At 34.2% G+C, this 15623-nt stretch carries 17 protein-coding genes; 9 read left to right on the forward strand and 8 right to left on the reverse strand.

Annotation, left to right across the window (positions count from 1 at the left end):
* The 8 genes from JC605_RS05840 to JC605_RS05875 all read left to right on the forward strand — a co-directional run bounded on the left by JC605_RS05840 (position 1) and on the right by JC605_RS05875 (position 6256).
* Positions 1 to 1080 carry an adenylosuccinate synthetase gene (locus JC605_RS05840; RefSeq protein WP_198855290.1) on the forward strand — a complete coding sequence of 360 codons (1080 nt, stop codon included), beginning with the start codon at positions 1 to 3 and terminating at the stop codon, positions 1078 to 1080.
* Positions 1081 to 1093: 13 nt separating this feature from the next.
* The gene (locus JC605_RS05845; protein ID WP_198855291.1) at positions 1094 to 1621 is read left to right on the forward strand and encodes an NADAR family protein; all 528 of its coding nucleotides are present in this window, start codon (positions 1094 to 1096) and stop codon (positions 1619 to 1621) included.
* Between the two features lie 111 nt (positions 1622 to 1732).
* Positions 1733 to 2203: a macro domain-containing protein gene (locus JC605_RS05850; RefSeq protein WP_198855292.1), complete on the forward strand. Its 471-nt coding sequence runs from the start codon at positions 1733 to 1735 to the stop codon at positions 2201 to 2203.
* A 23-nt stretch (positions 2204 to 2226) separates the two neighbouring features.
* Complete coding sequence (locus JC605_RS05855) at positions 2227 to 2769, forward strand: RNA 2'-phosphotransferase (RefSeq protein ID WP_198855293.1); 543 nt, start codon at positions 2227 to 2229, stop codon at positions 2767 to 2769.
* A 2-nt stretch (positions 2770 to 2771) separates the two neighbouring features.
* Positions 2772 to 3503 (forward strand): metallophosphoesterase family protein, encoded by a 732-nt coding sequence (locus tag JC605_RS05860; RefSeq protein WP_198855294.1) that lies wholly within the window; start codon positions 2772 to 2774, stop codon positions 3501 to 3503.
* The gene (locus JC605_RS05865) at positions 3500 to 4468 is read left to right on the forward strand and encodes an ADP-ribosylglycohydrolase family protein (RefSeq protein WP_340696577.1); all 969 of its coding nucleotides are present in this window, start codon (positions 3500 to 3502) and stop codon (positions 4466 to 4468) included. The genes JC605_RS05860 and JC605_RS05865 overlap by 4 nt, the downstream gene beginning before the upstream one ends.
* Positions 4465 to 4773, forward strand: a complete 309-nt coding sequence (locus tag JC605_RS05870) for a hypothetical protein (RefSeq protein WP_198855295.1) — start codon at positions 4465 to 4467, stop codon at positions 4771 to 4773. Before JC605_RS05865 ends, JC605_RS05870 begins: the two co-directional genes overlap by 4 nt.
* Positions 4774 to 4786: 13 nt before the next feature.
* Positions 4787 to 6256: a nicotinate phosphoribosyltransferase gene (locus tag JC605_RS05875; RefSeq protein WP_198855296.1), complete on the forward strand. Its 1470-nt coding sequence runs from the start codon at positions 4787 to 4789 to the stop codon at positions 6254 to 6256.
* A 182-nt stretch (positions 6257 to 6438) separates the two neighbouring features.
* On the opposite strand, the gene nadD is transcribed toward JC605_RS05875, so the two are convergent.
* From nadD to JC605_RS05895, 4 genes are all read right to left on the reverse strand, one after another.
* Positions 6439 to 7020 (reverse strand): nicotinate (nicotinamide) nucleotide adenylyltransferase, encoded by a 582-nt coding sequence (gene nadD / locus JC605_RS05880; RefSeq protein WP_198855297.1) that lies wholly within the window; start codon positions 7018 to 7020, stop codon positions 6439 to 6441.
* Positions 7021 to 7130: 110 nt separating this feature from the next.
* Positions 7131 to 7703, reverse strand: a complete 573-nt coding sequence (gene gmk, locus JC605_RS05885) for a guanylate kinase (protein WP_198855298.1) — start codon at positions 7701 to 7703, stop codon at positions 7131 to 7133.
* A 72-nt stretch (positions 7704 to 7775) separates the two neighbouring features.
* Positions 7776 to 8636, reverse strand: coding sequence for a YicC/YloC family endoribonuclease (locus JC605_RS05890; protein WP_198855299.1), 861 nt, complete (start codon positions 8634 to 8636; stop codon positions 7776 to 7778).
* Between the two features lie 95 nt (positions 8637 to 8731).
* Positions 8732 to 9079, reverse strand: a complete 348-nt coding sequence (locus tag JC605_RS05895) for an arsenate reductase family protein (protein WP_198855300.1) — start codon at positions 9077 to 9079, stop codon at positions 8732 to 8734.
* Positions 9080 to 9158: 79 nt separating this feature from the next.
* Between JC605_RS05895 and JC605_RS05900 the strand changes: the two genes are divergently transcribed.
* Entirely contained in the window at positions 9159 to 9614 is a 456-nt protein-coding gene (locus JC605_RS05900) for a DinB family protein (protein WP_198855301.1), read from the forward strand.
* A gap of 34 nt (positions 9615 to 9648) precedes the next feature.
* On the opposite strand, the gene JC605_RS05905 is transcribed toward JC605_RS05900, so the two are convergent.
* The 4 genes from JC605_RS05905 to pgi form a co-directional block, all read right to left on the reverse strand.
* On the reverse strand, positions 9649 to 10137 hold the full coding sequence (locus JC605_RS05905) for a septal ring lytic transglycosylase RlpA family protein (protein WP_198855302.1): 489 nt from the start codon (positions 10135 to 10137) through the stop codon (positions 9649 to 9651).
* Positions 10138 to 10229: 92 nt separating this feature from the next.
* Positions 10230 to 10652, reverse strand: a complete 423-nt coding sequence (locus JC605_RS05910) for a hypothetical protein (protein ID WP_198855303.1) — start codon at positions 10650 to 10652, stop codon at positions 10230 to 10232.
* Positions 10653 to 10758: 106 nt separating this feature from the next.
* Positions 10759 to 13542, reverse strand: a complete 2784-nt coding sequence (locus tag JC605_RS05915) for a TonB-dependent receptor (protein WP_198855304.1) — start codon at positions 13540 to 13542, stop codon at positions 10759 to 10761.
* Between the two features lie 321 nt (positions 13543 to 13863).
* The gene (gene pgi / locus JC605_RS05920; RefSeq protein WP_198855305.1) at positions 13864 to 15507 is read right to left on the reverse strand and encodes a glucose-6-phosphate isomerase; all 1644 of its coding nucleotides are present in this window, start codon (positions 15505 to 15507) and stop codon (positions 13864 to 13866) included.
* Between the last annotated feature and the right edge of the window lie 116 nt (positions 15508 to 15623).

Raw genomic sequence — 15623 nt, forward strand, 5'->3', positions numbered from 1 at the left:
ATGAAAACAGCGAAAATAGTTATAGGTTTAGGATTTGGTGATGAAGGAAAAGGCATAACAACAGATTTTCTGGCAAAACAAAACCCTGAATCTATAGTTATTCGCTTTTCAGGAGGACAACAGGCTGCTCATACCGTCATGATCGGCAATAGAAAACACGTGCATTCGAGTTTTGCAAGCGGAGCACTTCGTGGTCTTCCGTCTTATTACAGCGAGCACTGTACGATTCATCCGCTTTTTCTTTATAACGAAAGAGAAGAATTAAATGAAAAAAATGCTAATCTGGATTTGTATATTCATCCTTTAGCAAAAGTTACCACTCCGTTTGACGTCTGGCACAACAGAGGAAATGTGAGAAACATTGAAAACGGAACCTGCGGAAAAGGCATTGGTTCAACGATGAAAAGAAATGAAGGTCCGTATAAATTGTTTGCCATCGATTTGATTGCTCCTCGCGAAATGCTTTTAGAAAAACTAAACCAAATCGCATATTACTATGGCCTTTTAAATGAAAGTGGAATTGAGGAAGAAATCAATGCATATTTAGAAGCAATAGATAAATTAAAGTGGAATATTGTCGATTATACGTTTCTTTCAAAATACGAAAATCTGATTTTTGAAGGCAGCCAGGGAGTTCTGCTCGACATGGATCACGGCGTTTTTCCGAATGTAACCTATGCCAATACCACTTCAAAAAATGCAATTGAAATTTGTAATAAACTAAAGATTGAAGATGTAGCCGTTTATTACGTAACCCGAAGTTATTCAACCCGCCACGGATACGGCTGGATGGCTAATGAAGGAGAAATTGAATTAAAAAATAACGAAGAAGAAACTTGTGTTTTTAACGAATACCAAAAACATTTACGTTTTGGAAGTCTGAATTACGAACTTCTTAATTACGCTCTAAAACTCGATGCCGCTTACAGCCCAATGGTACAAAGAAATTTGGTTGTAACTTGTATGGATCAACTAGAGCAGGATTTTGAATTCGAAAATCTAACAACAGAATTCAATGAAATCTACGGATCATTTTCACCCGATTCAAAAGATTTTAAAAACATTACTTCTTTGTTTTAATAAAATAGAAAAAATGAAATACAATATAGATACCATAGCTCCAGAAAGTAAATTTTTATTTTTCTGGGGACACCAACCAAGTAAAGACGGAAAAATTCTCAAAACCTGTTTCAGCCAATGGTGGTTGAGTTCTTTTAAAGTTGATAAAATAACTTATAAAACTGCCGAACATTGGATGATGGCCAAGAAAGCGGAATTATTCAATGATCAAGAAATTTTAGAAAAAATCCTTAAAGCTGATTCTCCTGCCGAAGCTAAAAAACTAGGTCGTGAAGTCAAAAACTATGTCGATACAGTTTGGTTAGAAAACCGATACGAAATTGTAAAACAAGGAAACTATCACAAATTCAGTCAAAACGCCGATTTGAAAACGTTCTTACTAAACACTAAAGAACGAGTTATTGTAGAAGCAAGTCCAGTCGATCCAATTTGGGGAATCGGAATGGCAGAAGATCACAAAGATGTTCTAAAACCAGAAGCTTGGAAAGGTTTGAATCTTTTGGGTTTTGCTTTGATGGAAGTTAGGGATGAATTGAGATAAATCGAAATGCTAAAGATGTTCCGCTAGGAACATTTGGTCGGTAGTAGAAAAAAATATCGATTAATCAAATTTACGTTCCGTAGGAACGTTTGATTAAAATAAATTGTAAAAATGAAAGACATACAATATATAAAAGGTGATGCAACATCTCCTGAAGGAACAGAAAATAAGATAATCGTTCACGTGTGCAATGATATTGGCGGATGGGGAAAAGGGTTCGTAATGGCAATTTCAAAAAGATGGAAAACACCAGAAAAGCAATATCGTGAATGGTTTAAATCTAAAAATGATTTTGAATTAGGGAAAGTGCAGTTTGTTCAAGTTGAAGAAGATTTATGGGTTGCAAACTTAATAGGGCAACACAAAATCAATAAAGATGAAAACGGTGGAGCTCCAATTCGATACCAAGCGATTGAAGAAGGATTAGAAGCAGTTTCTGATTTTGCAAAAACAAACAATGCATCAGTTCATATGCCTAGAATTGGATGCGGATTAGCTGGTGGAAAATGGGAAATGATTGAACCAATTATTCTTAAAACTCTTTCTAGTCAGGATATAAAAGTCGTGGTTTATGATTTTTAAATCCATAATAAAAAATAATAAAAATGAATGAAAATATAGCAAAAAGCGTCAGCAAGTTTTTGAGTCTGGTGCTTAGACATTCGCCAGAAAAAATCGGATTAAAATTAGACGAAAATGGATGGGCGGATGTAGAAGAATTAATTATAAAATGTAATAAAAAAGGGCAACGTTTGGACGCAGAACTTTTAGATTACGTTGTAGAAAATAACGATAAAAAGCGTTTCGCTTACAATGAAGATAAAACCAAAATCCGTGCAAGTCAGGGACATTCCATTTCGGTTGAATTAAATCTGGCAGAAACGGAACCTTTGGAATATTTGTACCACGGAACTGTCGGGAAATTTATAGAAAACATTCGCAAAGAAGGTTTGAAAAAAATGAACCGTCAGCACGTACACTTAAGTAAAGACAAAGAAACGGCAACAAAAGTAGGAAGCCGAAGAGGAGTGCCACAAATTTTAACCGTTAGAAGCGGCACGATGCATAGAGACGGATTTAAATTTTATTTATCTGAAAACAATGTGTGGTTGACAGATGAGGTTCCTTCGGAATACATTGAATTTTAAAAATGAAAAGAACACTAGTTTTTGGAGATATTCATGGAGGATTAAAAGCTCTTGTTCAGTTATTGGACCGAGTTACAGTAACTGAAAATGATCGATTAATTTTCTTAGGAGATTATGTCGACGGTTGGAGCGAATCTGCACAGGTAATTGATTTCCTTATCGGTTTATCTCAAAAACACGAATGTATTTTTGTAAAAGGAAATCACGATGCATGGTGTCAAGATTGGTTGATGAATGATGTCATAAATGATATCTGGTTTCTTCATGGAGGAAAATCGACTATAGAAAGTTATCAGAATGTTGATTTTTCGGAAAAACAGAAACATCTCGAGTTTTTTAATCAAATGAAAGATTATTTCGTAGATGAAAACAACAATCTTTTTATTCACGCTGGATTTTCATCGATGCACGGACCAGAAAAAGAGCATTACCAAACCAATTTTTCGTGGGATAGAACGTTATGGGAAATGGCACTGACAATGGATAAACGAATTAAAAAAGATTCACTTTCATATCCAAAACGATTACTGCTTTTTAATGAAATCTATATTGGCCATACGCCAACGCTTCATTACGATGTAGAAATTCCAATGCAAGGTTGCAATGTTTGGAATATTGACACAGGAGCAGGTTTTTATGGAAAATTAACCTGTATTGAGGTTGAAACAAAAGAATTCTGGCAGAGCGATGTAGTGCAGACATTTTATCCAGATGAAAAAGGAAGAAATAAATGATGGAAAATAAAATAGAATCAGCTTTGTTTGGTGTTGCAGTTGGCGATGCGTTAGGTGTTCCTTATGAATTTCTTTCGAGAAACGAGATAAAAAAATCCCCTGCGGTTGATATGATTGGGTATGGAACACACAACCAACCTGCAGGAACTTGGTCAGACGACAGTTCATTGACATTTTGCCTTGCAGAAACATTAGCAGAAAAATATGATCTGCAGAAACTGGCCAATCGTTTTGTAAACTGGAAAGAACATAGTTATTGGACACCGCATGGCGTAGTGTTCGATATCGGGATTGCAACATCCATTGCCATTCATGAATTGCATTGTGGAAATGATCCTTTACTTGCGGGTGGCGATACGGAGGACAGTAATGGGAATGGTTCTTTAATGCGTATTCTGCCATTGCTTTTTTACATTAAAGATATGCCGATACACCAGCGATTTCAGCATGTAAAAGAAGTTTCGTCGCTTACACATCGTCATATTCGTTCTGTAATGGCTTGTTTTATTTATCTGGAATATGCTTTGAAGTTATACAACGGAAAGAGTAAAACTGATGCTTTAAAAGAAATGCGGGAAATTGTGAAATCATTTTTTGAGAATAAAGATATGCCTCAATCAGAAATTGATTGTTTTCATAGAATCCTTTCTATTAAAGTTGGTGATTATGATGTTCAGTCTTTGGAATCTCTTTCTGAATCAGAAATATTTTCTTCGGGTTATGTATTGAATACTTTAGAGGCATCTATATGGTGCATTCTTAAAACCGATAACTATAAGGATGTTGTATTGAAAGCCGTTAATCTTGGGAGTGATACTGATACCACGGCTGCTGTAGCAGGCGGATTGGCTGGAATTTATTACGGCATTGAAAATATATCGGAAAACTGGATTCAGAATTTAGCAAGGGCTAGTGATATAAAAGATTTAGCGAATAGATTGTCGAAGAAATTATCACAGTCATGACCGAAGAGAAAAATAGAGATACTGATTGGGATGCGGTATTAAAAATACTTGGAATAATTAAGTCTAAAATTACCGAGGAAACAGATTTATTATGGACAAATTATAATTCGGCAGAAGAATTAATTGCCGAAATAAATATAATTGATAATTTGCTGCAGGATAGAAACATAAAAGGGGTACAGGTTTTAGGATACTTATTTGCTCCAACCGGGACTTTACAGGAAATTGCAATGCAGAATGACTGGATTCAGGAATATTTGAATTTGTCTTCAAAATTTGATACTTTGTACGAAAATTTAAAATAATACTATAAAATATATGAACCCACTATTATTAACTGACGGTTACAAAGTTGACCACAGAAGACAATACCCAGACGGAACTACAATTGTATATTCTAACTGGACACCAAGAAAATCAAGAATTGAAACCGTTGATGAAGTAATCTTTTTCGGATTGCAATATTTCATTAAAAAATATATTATTCATGATTTCGAAGAAGAATTCTTCAAAAAACCAAAAGAAGAAGTAATCAAAAAATATTCTCGCAGAATCAATAATTATTTGGGAGAAAATTTAGTTGGAACTAAACATATCGAAGATTTACACGATTTAGGATATATTCCGATGGTTTTTAAAGCTTTGCCAGAAGGCGCGAGTGTTCCGTTAAGAGTGCCAATGTTTACGATGTACAATACAATTCCGGAATTTTTCTGGCTGACAAATTATTTCGAAACTTTACTTTCAGCAGTAGTTTGGTTGCCTTGTAATTCAGCTACAATTGCAAAAGAATATAGAAAAGTATTAGACAAATATGCAGCAGAAACTTCTTCTGTTCCAGAATTTGTAGACTGGCAGGCGCACGATTTCTCAATGAGAGGAATGGGCGGAATCGAAGCAGCTTTAACTTCTGCAGCTGGGCACTTGTTAAGTTTTACAGGATCTGACACAATTCCTGCAATTGATTTCTTAGAAGAATATTACAATGCAAACTCAGATCAAGAACTTGTAGCAGGTTCAGTAGCAGCAACAGAACATTCTGTTATGTGTATGGGAACAACAGAAGGCGAATATGAAACTTTCAAAAGATTAATTACTGAAGTTTACCCAAAAGGAATTGTTTCTATCGTTTCTGACACTTGGGATTTATGGAAAGTTCTAACGGATTATCTTCCAAGATTGAAAGAAGAAATTGTTTCAAGAGAAGGCAAAGTTGTAATTCGTCCTGACAGTGGTGATCCAGTAGCTATTATCTGCGGAAATCCAAACGGAAAAACAGAACAAGAGAAAAAAGGTGTTATAGAATTGCTTTGGGATGTTTTCGGCGGGACTACAAATGCGAAAGGTTTCAAAGAATTGGTTCCGCAAATTGGAGCGATTTACGGAGACAGTATTACAGTAGCCAGAGCAACTCAAATCTGTGAAAGATTAAAAGAAAAAGGATTTGCTTCTACAAATGTTGTTTTAGGAATTGGATCTTTTACTTATCAATACAATACCAGAGATACTTTCGGATTTGCGATGAAAGCAACTTACGGAGAAGTAAACGGAGAAGGAAGAGCGATTTTCAAAGATCCAATTACAGACGACGGAACTAAAAAATCGGCTAAAGGATTAATGAAAATCGATTTAATCGATGGGAAGTATCATTTGACTGATAATGTTTCTTGGGAAGAAGAAAAACAAGGCGAATTGAAAGAGGTTTTTAGAGATGGAAAACTTTTGGTTGATCAATCGCTGAGTGAAATCAGAACGAGAGTAAAAAGTGAAGTGAGTGTTGAAGCTTAATTATAAAATGAAAGCCTGAATTTTGAATTCAGGCTTTTTTTGTGATTTGAATTTTTTACGTTCTGTTTGTCATTTCGACGAAGGAGAAATCTTAGCAAGTAGCTCCATACAGTAAATCGCCAATCTTTGTAGAGTTTCTGACGAAGATTTCTCCTTCGTCGAAATGACAAGATTGTGTTTATTTACTTCTTATAAAAATTATTATGATCAATATATTCCCAAACCTTTGATGGCAATAAAGGCTGAATATTTTTACCTTCTTTAATGCTGTTTCTAATAAAAGTCGAAGAGATTTCTACAATTGGCGCATCTATAACATGAATTTTTGAATGCGATTTTAACTCTACATTTTCAGGTTCATCAGAAATTCTCGGATACACATAAATATTATGGTTTTCTAGAATTACTTCATAGTTTCTCCATTTGTGAAGCGTTTTCAGATTGTCTTCGCCCATAATTAAAGAAAACTCATGATTTGGATATTTCTCTTGTAAATGTGCGAGTGTAATAACGGTATAACTCGGCTGAGGTAATTTAAATTCGATATCAGACGGTTTTATTTTCGGATAATCTTCTGTTGCCAGAAAAACCATTTGCAGGCGCTGTTGGTCGTCCAATAAAGTGGCTTTCTTTTTTAACGGATTATGAGGCGTGACCACCATCCAAATTTGATCTAAATCTGCAAACTCAGCCATATGATTGGCAATGATTAAATGACCGACATGAATGGGATTATATGTTCCGAAATATAGACCTATTTTCATTTTGTATAGTTTCGCAGAGAGTTGCTAAGATAGCACAAAGATTCGCAAAGTTTTATTTCAACTTGGCGAATCTTTGTGTTTTTTCTTTGTGTATCTCTGTGGAATAAAAATTATTTACTAATGAAATCTTTCACTAATTGATGCGCTTCTTCAAGAGCAACAGGCAAATCATAGTTTTTAATAATCGCATCAAACTGTGGTGCTGTTGCCAATTCTACAGAAGCTTTTGCGATACGCATATTGATTTTGTCTTCACTTTCTGTAGAACGTTGTTTTAATCGACGTTTTAATTCGTCAACACTTGGTGGTTTTACGAAAACCGCTAAAGTTTCTTCTGGAAATTTATGTTTAATACGAAGACCGCCAACCACGTCAATATCAAAAATGACATTTTTTCCTAAAGCCCAGATTCTTTCAATCTCCGATTTTAAAGTTCCGTAGAAGTTATCACGATACACTTCTTCCCATTCCAAGAAATCCTCCGCTTTAATGTGCTTTTTGAATTCTTCCAACGAAATGAAATAATAATCTTTTCCGTGTACTTCTTCGCCACGTGGCGCACGTGATGCTGCCGAAATCGAGAATTCAAGATTTAAATCTTCTTGACCTAATAAATGTTTTACGATAGTTGTCTTTCCTGAACCTGAGGGTGCCGAAAAAACAATTAATTTTCCTTTGTTCATTGTGTATGCTTTAGGCTTTAAGCAGTGTACTCAAAGCTTTATTGTGTGTTGGATTTTGTGTCGCTTAAAGCTTTATAATACGTTTAAAACCTGCTCTTTAATCTTCTCCAATTCATCCTTCATCATCACAACCAATTTTTGCATTTGAGCATGATTCGATTTAGAACCCATTGTGTTGATTTCACGTCCCATTTCCTGAGTAATGAAACCAAGTTTTCTTCCGTTTGCTTCAGAACCATTAAGAGTTTCTATAAAGTAGTCTAAATGGTTTCCTAAACGAACTTTTTCTTCGGTAATATCTAATTTCTCTAAATAATAGATTAATTCCTGTTCAAAACGGTTTTCGTCAACATTAACCTGTAATTCTGAAATTGCAGTCTGCAAACGATCTTTAATTGCTTGTACGCGTTCTGGATCAAGTGCCAGTGTATCGTTCATAAGCTGACGGATATTTCCAATTCGTAAATTGAATTCCTTTTCAAGAGATTCGCCTTCGTCTTTACGGAAATTTAAAATATTTTGAAGTGCTTCGTCTATAATAACCTGAATTTGATCCCAATCATCTTCATCAATTTCTTCACGTTCTGTTTTTAATGTATCTGGCATACGAACAGCCATTTTCATCAATTCAGTTTCATCTGCGTCAGGATTTACTTCTTTTAACTGGGCTATATAATATTTTACAACAGAGACATTTACTTTAGTAGAAGTTTGTTCTGCGGTACTTTCTACATAGATCGCAAAATCAATTTTTCCTCTTTCTAGTTTTGTTGAAATAAGAGTTCTTAAACCAAGTTCCATTTCGCGGTAAACTGATGGCATTCTTACATTCAAATCTAAACCTTTCGAGTTTAGAGATTTTACTTCAACGGTAATTTTTTTTGTAGGCAATTGCAAAGAAGCTTTGCCAAACCCTGTCATAGATTGTATCATATAATTGAGTATAAAGGCGCAAAGATAATTAAAAGTTTAATGTCTTGCGTTGTAAATTGTGAATCAGTTTTATAGATCAAAATTTACGGTTATTCTTACGATAATGCTTTTATAACTTCGGCTACATTTTTTTGGCTGTTGCCGATGTAGATTTTTCCGTCAATAATAAAAACCGGACGGCTTAAGAAAGTATAATGTTCTAGGATATATTTTTTAAAATCGGCCTCTGTCAATGATTGGTCTTTTAATCCCATTGATTTGTACAATTGAGCTTTTTTGCTAAATAATGCTTCGTAACTTCCAGAAAGTTTATGCATTTCATCCAATTGTTCTTCTGTAATTGGATCTTGTCTGATGTCTTGAAAAACAAGATTGTTTTCTGGAAGACTTTTAATGATTTTGCGACAAGTATCGCATGAAGCTAAATAATATATTTTGTTCATAATTTGATAAATTTGTGAGAATGCAAAGAAAATCCATTTGGAACTTAAAAATGACTAATTTTAGAAAAAAAATAAAATTATGAGTTCAGTTTTTGATGTGCAAAAAACAATTAGAGAAATTCTTTTGAAAATCTTAGATAGTCATTCATTAGAACAATTAAACAAAATTCCAGATGGTTTTAGCAACAATATTATTTGGAATATAGGCCACTGTATTTCTTCGCAACAGGTTTTGGTCTATAAATTATCGGGTCTTCCAACAATGGTTTCTGAAGATTTCGTTAACAAATATAAAAAAGGGACCAAACCAGAAGGAGATGTTTCTCAAGCTGAGGTTGATGAAATTAGAACATTGCTTTCAACAACATTAGAAAAAACAAAAAATGATTTTGAAAGCGGTCTGTTTGTTAATTATCATGAATACACTACCAGCGTCGGATTCACACTTCTTCATATTCAAGGGGCTTTAGATTTTAATAATTTTCATGAAGGACTTCATACTGGAGTTATAATGTCGTTAAGAAAATTTGTTTAAATAAAAAAAATCCCGCTTTAAGCGGGATTTTTTTTTATTCGATTATGGTTTCAATAGTGACCTTCATTGCGCCGGCTCCTTTATTTTTTGATATATCCATAAAAGCTCTTTTAGATAAATCAATTTCGCGGGTTTTTACAAAAGGGCCGCGGTCAGTAATTTTTACAATGACAAATTTGCCATTAGCTTCATTTGTTACTTTTACTCTTGTTCCAAAAGGAAGTTTTTTGTGAGCTGCAGTATAGCTGTTATTGTTGAATCGGCTTCCGTTAGCAGTTCTTTTTCCGTTAAAACGATCAGCGTAGTAGGAAGCGTGAGCGTTTTTCTTGTATGGTCTAAGTTTTAAACCTTTGTCTGTAAAGACAGAATCCGGTAAAGGGATAATAGTCGGTTTTACATTTTTAACAGTATCTTGAATGATTTTAGGTTCTGTTGTAGGTTTGGTCTGGCTTATAACATACGTAAAGCCGCTAATTAAGGTTAAAGCGATTGTGGCGAATAAAATGTTTTTTTTATTTCTCATGGGTTATTCTTTTTCAGACTTGGGGGGAGTTTGTACAAATAATGTGCCGAGATGAAAAAAGCCCTGTAGGAAGGGCTTTAATTGGTGTTTTTTTAGAACCAAAGGTTCCAAGGGATTCTACTTAAAATAAGCAATAATCCTAATCCGTAAAAAATAGCAAAGGTTTTAAATTTAGCTTCACTATTGATTATTTTTTTATGTTTAGACCATCCAATAGTAATTAAGATGATAGCAATGATATTAATTAGAGGGTGCTCTAATGATGTTAGTCTTAATTCTGCATTAGACATTTGCCCGAATGCTGCTTTTCCAAGTGGAGAAACAAAATATAAGATTAAGCCAATCAATAATTGAGTGTGTGTTCCAATTAAAGCAAATAAAGCGATTTTACGATCTTTAGCTGTAAACTCTTTTTTTGAAGTAAATCCAATGATTGCATTTACAACCGCAACTAGCAAAAGAAGCAATGCTAAGTATGCCCAACCAGAGTGGAATTTTTGTAGAAAATTATACATAAACTTTGTTTTTTGTTGAAAACAAATATAACAAAAAAGGCTATAAAAAAACGGCATTAAACTTAAAAGTCAATGCCGTTTTTATTATTTATTTAGATTCTAAATTTTAGAAATCGTAACGTAATGCAAAGTTCCAAGTTCTACCGAAACCAAAGTATACTTGGTTATTTGTAGAAATTCCTTTATACGTTGGCTGAGTTGGGTAATCAGCAGCAAAGTAGTTAGTTTTTGCTTCAGCAATGTAAGTGTAATCAAAAACGTTGTTTACGTTTAATCTGAAACCTACAGAGTTGCTTTTGGTTTTACCAACTAACCATTTGTATGATAAACCAGCATCAGCAGTACCATAAGATGGTAATTGTAATGCTCCTCTGTTATCAGCTTTAGTAAAGTTACCTGGAGAAATAGCTGCATACAATCTGTCAAAGTAGTTGTAGTTTGCATCAACAGTAAAACGAGGTAAAATTTCGTAAGTTGCTCCTAAAGCTGCAGTTGTTTGAGCAGCATCCCCAACTCTTACACCATCAAGGTATAATGTTGAAGGAGTTCCTCCACCGATAGGGTTGTTTCCAGAGTCGTAACGGTTACTTGTACTTGTACCTTCATATTTCCAGTCTCCAATAGATAACATACCTGTAATAGTAAGTTTGTCAAGTACTTTTGCAGTACCATCAATCTCAATACCTGAGTGAATTTCAGTAATTCCAGCGAAGTCATAGTAACCTCCAGGGTTGTCTGTAGCTCCGTCATTAGATCTTTGGTATCTGTCTTTCCAAGACGTACGGTATAAGTTTACGTTTGCAGAGAACATTCTTGTACGTAAACCGTATCCAGCTTCGATACCAAAAATTTTCTCATTTGTTAAGTTACCATTTACAAGAGATGCATTGTTTGGGTAAACTGCATTAAAGAATGGCTGTTTTGAGTAATATCCTGAGTTAACAAAAACATTATGATGCTCGTTGATGTTGTAATTAACACCACCTTTTACGTTTCCACCTAAGATGTTTTCGTAATCTGTACTAGATAATGGATCTGTACTTTTGTATTTGAAATAATCAACTCTTTTGAATCCTTGTTGAGAAAGAGCACCTTGAACGAATGCAGTAAATTTATCATTAGAATATTCTAATTGAGTAAATCCACCATACCATCTAACATCACCGTCATTGTTGAAGTTGATTTTTTCTTCTTTGTCAGTATCTTTAAATACATTCCAAGGAGCATATGTAGAATATGTACTGTATAAAACTCTATTAGGGTTGTTAGTATCAAAATTGTCAATGTAAGAATCTGCACCTAATCTGTCGTTTACGTTTTGGTAGTGAAGACCTTTGTAACCTCTTACGTCAACTCCAAGATCCCAAGTTAAGTTTTCTGTGAATTTTTTGTTGAAGTTAACAATTGCTCCGTACCAGTTGTGTGAATTAACAGAAGATATTTGAGAAATACCTGATGTATTGTTGTAAACATATGGAGATTGTGGAGTTCCTGATCCAGTTCTTCCTGTGTTAGAGCTGTTTTGGAATTGTCCACTCGTACCATTTGTTGCACGAGTATTGTCTGTGTTGTTAAATCTGATAACTTCTTGTCCTGTATTCCAACGAACGATTTTATCATAATCAACTAAACCATCTGCAGTTCTAAATACATCACTAGTGTAGTTGTTGTTTCCAGCACCACCTGCTCCTCTAGATCCTCCTCCACGTCCGAAAGAAACGTAAGCTACAGTAGATAATTTAGATGTTTCATTGATTTGGAAATCATAGTTTAATGAAACAACTGGTTTGTGGTAGTAGTTTCTTACCATGTTGAAAGCTTGACCATCTTTGTAACCCCAATCAGAGTTGTATTTAATGTTTGGGTCAGATACAGAACCATATTTTTGGTACTGTGCTATAGTGATAAAAGTAGATCTTTGATCGTGCCATTGTGGAGCACCAGTAACTGTAAATTGGAAATCGTGTTTATTGTTTTTTGTAGAATAACCAAGAGCTACATAGTAGTTATCTCCGTTAAATTGAGTTCCATCTACATATCCATCACCTTGAGTGTGGCTGTATAAAACAGACGCAGAGAATCCGCTGTCTAATTTTCCTGTGTTGTAAGCAACGTTAGATTTAAAGAAATTGTCGTTACCAAAAGAAGTACCAACTGTTCCACCTTGTTTTAAATCAGAAGCTTTAGTTACGTAGTTCATTGTACCCCCAACAGAAGCGATAGCTAATTTTGAAGAACCTAAACCTCTTTGAATCTGAATTGCAGAAGTAACATCAGATAAACCAGCCCAGTTACTCCAGTAAACAGAACCATTTTCCATGTCGTTAACTGGCATACCGTTAACCATTACCGCAACGTTGTTTTGGCTAAATCCACGAACTGTAATTCTTGAATCTCCAAATCCACCACCAGATTTAGTTACGTAAACAGATGGAGTGCTTTTTAACAATTCAGGAAGTTCTTGGTTTCCTAATTTTGCTTGAATTTCAGAAGCTTTAATTGTAGAAACTGCAACAGGAGTTTTTCTGTCTTTTGCAATATCTACAGTGCTACTTTTAACTACAATCTCAGTTAATTCGTTAGAGTTAGAAACCAAAGTAATAGTTCCTAAGTTTGTAGTTGCGCCGTTTGACACATTAAATTTCACAGTTTGGTTGTCATAACCTAAGAAAGAGATAACAATCTCACCTGTGCTTGATGTTGAAGTAAGAGTAAATTTACCATCAAAATCTGTTGAAGTTGCTGTAGTAGATCCTTTGATCACCACATTTGCTCCTGGTAATCCACCTGTTCCGTCGGTAATTTTACCAGTAACTTTTCCTTGAGAAAATACGGTTGAAACTATCATAAAAAATAGTCCGGTCAGTAACCAATTTTTCATTTTCTTCATTTTGTTATTGAGTTTATTGTTTTTGGCAAAATTATAACAAATAACTCAGATAATGTTATCGAAATGTTAAGAAAAACAAGTTTTGCTTTTTATGCTGCGCATTAAAATGAATTTTTGTCTTTTTGTTGGATAAAATATTGATTTGTTGAATTTAAGTGGTACTTTTTTGTTAAAAATATAATTATTCTGATAAGTTTGTAAGATGGGTGTTGTAGTTAAACGATTATTTGTGTTTTTAATCGATTTATAATGTAGAAAACGTCCTAATTTTACTAGAAAATAGGACGTTTTAGAAGTTAAAAAATATTTAAGTAAATGTTTCTATTTGTTTTTTAAGAAATGTTTTAACAAAAACGAAGTCGAACTGTCGTGATTTTTAACAGTCTTAGAATTGATTTCGTCTAAAATCGAGTTTGCCAATTGCTTACCTAATTCAACTCCCCATTGGTCAAAACTGAAAATATTCCAAATAACACCTTGAACAAAAATCTTGTGTTCGTATAATGCAATTAAAGAACCTAAGCTTCTTGGAGTAAGTTTTTGAATTAGAATTGTATTAGTTGGTTTGTTTCCAGTGAATACTTTAAAAGGCAATAAATAAGATGCTTTTTCAGCAGAAAGTCCTTGTTTGTCAAACTCTGCCTGAACTTGTGCTTCTGTTTTTCCATTCATTAAAGCTTCAGTCTGAGCAAAGAAGTTTGACATCAATTTATCGTGGTGATCTTCGTTACCATAAAGAGGTTTTACAAATCCCACAAAATCTGTTGGAATTCTTTTTGTTCCTTGGTGAATTAATTGGAAGAAAGCGTGTTGTGAGTTTGTTCCTGGTTCTCCCCAGATAATTGTTCCAGTTTGATAGTTAACAGGTTTTCCGTCACGGCCAACACTTTTTCCGTTACTTTCCATAAAAGCTTGCTGTAAATAAGGAGCAAGTTTGTGTAGATATTGTGTATATGGAATCAAAGCTTCGCTTTCGGCACCATAAAAATTATTGTACCAAACACTTAACAAAGCTAAAATAACCGGAATGTTTTCATCAAATTCTGCCGATTTGAAATGTTCATCCATTTCATAGGCGCCATTTAATAAATCATTATAATTATCAAATCCAACAGCCAAAGCAATGCTTAAACCAACTGCGCTCCATAAAGAGAATCTTCCTCCAACCCAGTCCCACATTGGGAAAACGTTGTCTGGATTAATTCCGAATTCTGTTACATTTTTAATGTTTGTAGAAACCGCTACGAAGTGTTTTGCAATGTCTTCTTGAGAAGCCGATTTTAAAAACCATTCTTTTATAGTTTCTGAATTCGAAAGCGTTTCTTGAGTAGTAAAAGTTTTAGAAACAATTACGAAAAGTGTCGTTTCAGGATTTAGTTTTTTGATAACTTCATTTACGTGGTCACCGTCAACATTTGAAACGAAATGTGTGTTTAGGTGATTTTTGTAAAATTGTAAAGCTTCAACAGCCATAACAGGACCAAGGTCAGAACCTCCAATACCAATATTTACAATATCTGTAAAAGCTTTTCCAGTGTAGCCTTTTCTTTGTCCAGAAATAACTTCTTCAGTAAATTTTTTGATTTTATTTTTTACTTCATAAACTTCAGGAATTACATTTTCTCCGTCTACTTTGATAACTGCCGATTCTGGAGCACGCAATGCCGTGTGTAAAACTGCACGGTTTTCGGTCTGATTGATTAATTCTCCTCCAAAATATTGTGCAATTGCATCTTTCAATCCGATTGAGTTTGCCAATTCTAATAAAAGAGAAACTGTTTCTTGACTGATATTATTTTTTGAATAATCTACTAAAAAGTCATTCCATTGCAAATTGAATTTTTCAACGCGCGCACTATCTTGTTGAAACAATTCTTGTATTGTGGTTTCGTGAATTGCGTTATAGTGGTTTTGTAGATTTTTCCACGCTTCAGTCCCAGTTGGGTTTGTTGTGTTTAAAGCCATTTTATCTATAATTGAGTTTGTTTTCTGAAACACAAAAATACTGAAATAACTTTTAAAAGGGGAGCGGTTTGCGATTATATAACAATTAGTTACGAAAACGTTTTATGAAGAGTGCG

The organism is Flavobacterium sp. IB48, assembly GCF_016405855.1.
GTDB lineage: Bacteria > Bacteroidota > Bacteroidia > Flavobacteriales > Flavobacteriaceae > Flavobacterium > Flavobacterium ginsengisoli.

Coding starts and splice junctions, on each gene's coding strand:
- JC605_RS05840 (WP_198855290.1), top strand. CDS start 1: ATGAAAACAGCGAAAATAGTTATAGGTTTAGGATTTGGTGATGAAGGA.
- JC605_RS05845 (WP_198855291.1), top strand. CDS start 1,094: ATGAAATACAATATAGATACCATAGCTCCAGAAAGTAAATTTTTATTT.
- JC605_RS05850 (WP_198855292.1), top strand. CDS start 1,733: ATGAAAGACATACAATATATAAAAGGTGATGCAACATCTCCTGAAGGA.
- JC605_RS05855 (WP_198855293.1), top strand. CDS start 2,227: ATGAATGAAAATATAGCAAAAAGCGTCAGCAAGTTTTTGAGTCTGGTG.
- JC605_RS05860 (WP_198855294.1), top strand. CDS start 2,772: ATGAAAAGAACACTAGTTTTTGGAGATATTCATGGAGGATTAAAAGCT.
- JC605_RS05865 (WP_340696577.1), top strand. CDS start 3,500: ATGATGGAAAATAAAATAGAATCAGCTTTGTTTGGTGTTGCAGTTGGC.
- JC605_RS05870 (WP_198855295.1), top strand. CDS start 4,465: ATGACCGAAGAGAAAAATAGAGATACTGATTGGGATGCGGTATTAAAA.
- JC605_RS05875 (WP_198855296.1), top strand. CDS start 4,787: ATGAACCCACTATTATTAACTGACGGTTACAAAGTTGACCACAGAAGA.
- nadD (WP_198855297.1), bottom strand. CDS start 7,020: ATGAAAATAGGTCTATATTTCGGAACATATAATCCCATTCATGTCGGT.
- gmk (WP_198855298.1), bottom strand. CDS start 7,703: ATGAACAAAGGAAAATTAATTGTTTTTTCGGCACCCTCAGGTTCAGGA.
- JC605_RS05890 (WP_198855299.1), bottom strand. CDS start 8,636: ATGATACAATCTATGACAGGGTTTGGCAAAGCTTCTTTGCAATTGCCT.
- JC605_RS05895 (WP_198855300.1), bottom strand. CDS start 9,079: ATGAACAAAATATATTATTTAGCTTCATGCGATACTTGTCGCAAAATC.
- JC605_RS05900 (WP_198855301.1), top strand. CDS start 9,159: ATGAGTTCAGTTTTTGATGTGCAAAAAACAATTAGAGAAATTCTTTTG.
- JC605_RS05905 (WP_198855302.1), bottom strand. CDS start 10,137: ATGAGAAATAAAAAAAACATTTTATTCGCCACAATCGCTTTAACCTTA.
- JC605_RS05910 (WP_198855303.1), bottom strand. CDS start 10,652: ATGTATAATTTTCTACAAAAATTCCACTCTGGTTGGGCATACTTAGCA.
- JC605_RS05915 (WP_198855304.1), bottom strand. CDS start 13,542: ATGAAGAAAATGAAAAATTGGTTACTGACCGGACTATTTTTTATGATA.
- pgi (WP_198855305.1), bottom strand. CDS start 15,507: ATGGCTTTAAACACAACAAACCCAACTGGGACTGAAGCGTGGAAAAAT.